The organism is Blautia sp. AF19-10LB (assembly GCF_003461245.1).
GTDB lineage: Bacteria > Bacillota > Clostridia > Lachnospirales > Lachnospiraceae > Blautia_A > Blautia_A intestinihominis.
The window spans coordinates 1-2555 of the sequence record NZ_QTWS01000040.1 but is presented as its reverse complement, the minus strand read 5'-3'; the positions used below and the strand labels follow the sequence as shown (position 1 = coordinate 2555).

Below are 2555 nucleotides of genomic sequence, written 5' to 3'. Positions count from 1 at the left end.
TGCAAATTCCGGCTCATCTGACCACGCATTCCGCTAAGAGCAGATCAGTCTTTCCGGATATAACTGAACGCGTTTCCGCTTCAGCTGATCAATAAGTTTTCAACGTGTTATAGTTCTTTCGTAGTCATCAAATGATTGCGAAAGGAGGCATAACTATGCAAGACTACAACACGATTATCGGCTCCATCCAGATGCGTTTGAATGGATGCCAGACCAGGTCCGTTATGGACCGTTACAAGATTGGCTCAGGTACATTAAATCTGATCATGAGCCGATACTATGCCAACGGAATCCCAATCGAGGAACTCCGAATGATGGCACCTAAGGAAGTTGAGAACCTTTTCTATCCGCAGAAAAATCTACAGAGGAAAGATGTCCCACTTCCAGATTTCCAGTATTACTATGACAGAATCCATGCACCAGGGAGCCGCATGAACATTTCGTTCTGTTGGCTGGATTATAAAGAAAAGAATCCTGATGGTTATGAGAAGTCACAGTTTTACGAATACTTCAACCGATTCATAGCAGAACACTATGGTGGCCAGAAGGTATCAATGGCCGTAAATCGAATCCCGGGTGAAAAGATGTATATCGACTGGGTCGGTGATCAGCCGGAACTGTTAACAGATACCGAAACGGGCGAGATCAAAAAAATCCATATCTTTGCAACCACTCTTGGAGTCAGCAGTCTAATCTATGCAGAAGCTTTTCCAAATGAGAAGCTCCCATGTTTTATAGAAGGCTGTGCCCATGCTGTTTCATTTTATGGTGCTGTTACGAAATACTTTGTGCCCGATAACCTGCGAACTGCTGTAACCAAGCACACAAAGGATGAACTTATCCTGCAGTCTACATTTGCAGATCTGGAAGATTTCTATGAAACTATAGTTCTTCCACCACCCGCTAGAAAGCCGAAAGGCAAGCCTACAGTTGAAAATCATGTACGTTATCTTGAAATACACCTGGTTGAGAAACTGAAAGAAAAGATATATGTATCATTTGAAGACCTGAATGCTGAAATCAAAAAAATAGTAGCAGTCCTCAATAAACGATCTTTTCAAGGCAAGGATTTCTCAAGACAGGATGCTTTCGAAAAGTATGACAAACCATGTATGAAACCACTGCCAGGCGGATGTTACACGGCTTGCGACTATAAAGCGGTCCTAAAAGTTCCCAACAACTACCACATCGAGTATGACGGCCACTACTACTCCGTATTGTACTCTTACTGTGGCAAGCCTGCAATCCTGAAGGCAACAGCTTCAGAGATCAGAATCTGTGATCAGTATAATCGGCTGATCTGTACACATAAGCGGTCTTATAGAGAGTTTCCGCTGTATATCACGGTAGATGAACATATGCCGCCAGAACACCTTTATTACAAAGAAGTCAATTCAAAGGATGGTAATTATTACCGCCGCTGGGCTTCTGCCATTGGTCCTGCGATGTCAGAACTGATTGACAGACTCCTTAAATCATCAAAACATGAAGAGCAGTCCTATAATGCCTGTGCAGGTATCCTGCATAAAGTAAAAACAATCCCAAAAGGTGCTGCTGAAGAAGTTGCCCGTAAATGTATAGAGATCAATTCCTGTAAGTATTTTACCTTCAAGCAGATGCTGAAAAAGATGGATGTGAAGGAACTCCCCGAGCATTCACCAGGAACACTGCCCAATCATGAAAATATCAGAGGAAAGGACTACTATAAGTAAGGGTGACGTACTATGGCATACAGATTAAAAGACTATCTTTATAACGATAAACTCACAAAGGAACAGAACATACTCATGGATCGGCTGTATAAACTTCGCATGTCCGGTATGGCTGAAGCATTTGAAAAGCAGCTGCTGGAACCAAACACAGGTCTCGAACCATTTGAAATCCGCTTTGCTGCTATTGTAAATCAGGAGTGGGATCAGCGTGAGAGTAAAAAGTTTAAACGTCTCATGAAGAAAGCGACCCTGAAATATCCTGCAGCTGATCTTGACAGTTCAATCTATGATCCAGAACGTCAGCTGAATACACACGTCATAGAACTTCTGGCCAAGTGTGATTGGATCGATGAGCCGAATAACCTGCTGATGACCGGAGGGGCCGGTGCTGGGAAAACGCACATCGCCTGCGCCTTATGTATCACAGCAATGCATCAGAACCGTACTGTTAAATACATACGTGCGAACACACTCTTAAAGGAATCAGATCATGCCAGGCAGGAAGGTACTTACTTTGAGTATTCGAATGAAATGGCAGCTTATGATCTCATGGTGATAGATGATTTCGGCTTAATGGATCTGGACATCGAGAAATGCCGCGATTTATTTGAAATCATCGAGTCCAGAGACTGCCGCAAGGCAACTATTATTATCTCACAGATTCCAGTATCCGGATGGTATCAGCTTTTTGGGGATTCCACCTACGCAGATGCCTGCTTAAGTCGAATGACATCTAAGGCATATCGCCTTGAATTTCCTGGCAGGGATCGCAGAATAACCAATAGTAATTAATCAACCTGCTGAGCTTTGCTCAGTTTGAAGCGGAATGGCGCTCCGTTCCTC

General features: G+C 43.3%; 2 protein-coding genes. Both read left to right on the top strand.

Features of this window, described 5'->3' with window-relative positions; genetic code table 11:
• The first annotated feature begins 155 nt into the window (after positions 1–155).
• The gene (locus DWX28_RS16450; RefSeq protein ID WP_118254007.1) at positions 156–1712 is read left to right on the top strand and encodes a Mu transposase domain-containing protein; all 1557 of its coding nucleotides are present in this window, start codon (positions 156–158) and stop codon (positions 1710–1712) included.
• A 12-nt stretch (positions 1713–1724) separates the two neighbouring features.
• A complete protein-coding gene (locus DWX28_RS16445) occupies positions 1725–2504 on the top strand; it encodes an ATP-binding protein (protein WP_118254005.1) in 780 nt (259 codons plus the stop codon).
• Positions 2505–2555: the final 51 nt, after the last annotated feature.

Bases quoted from the DNA above. Each gene is read 5' to 3' on its own strand.
- DWX28_RS16450 (WP_118254007.1), top strand. From the start codon at position 156: ATGCAAGACTACAACACGATTATCGGCTCCATCCAGATGCGTTTGAAT.
- DWX28_RS16445 (WP_118254005.1), top strand. From the start codon at position 1,725: ATGGCATACAGATTAAAAGACTATCTTTATAACGATAAACTCACAAAG.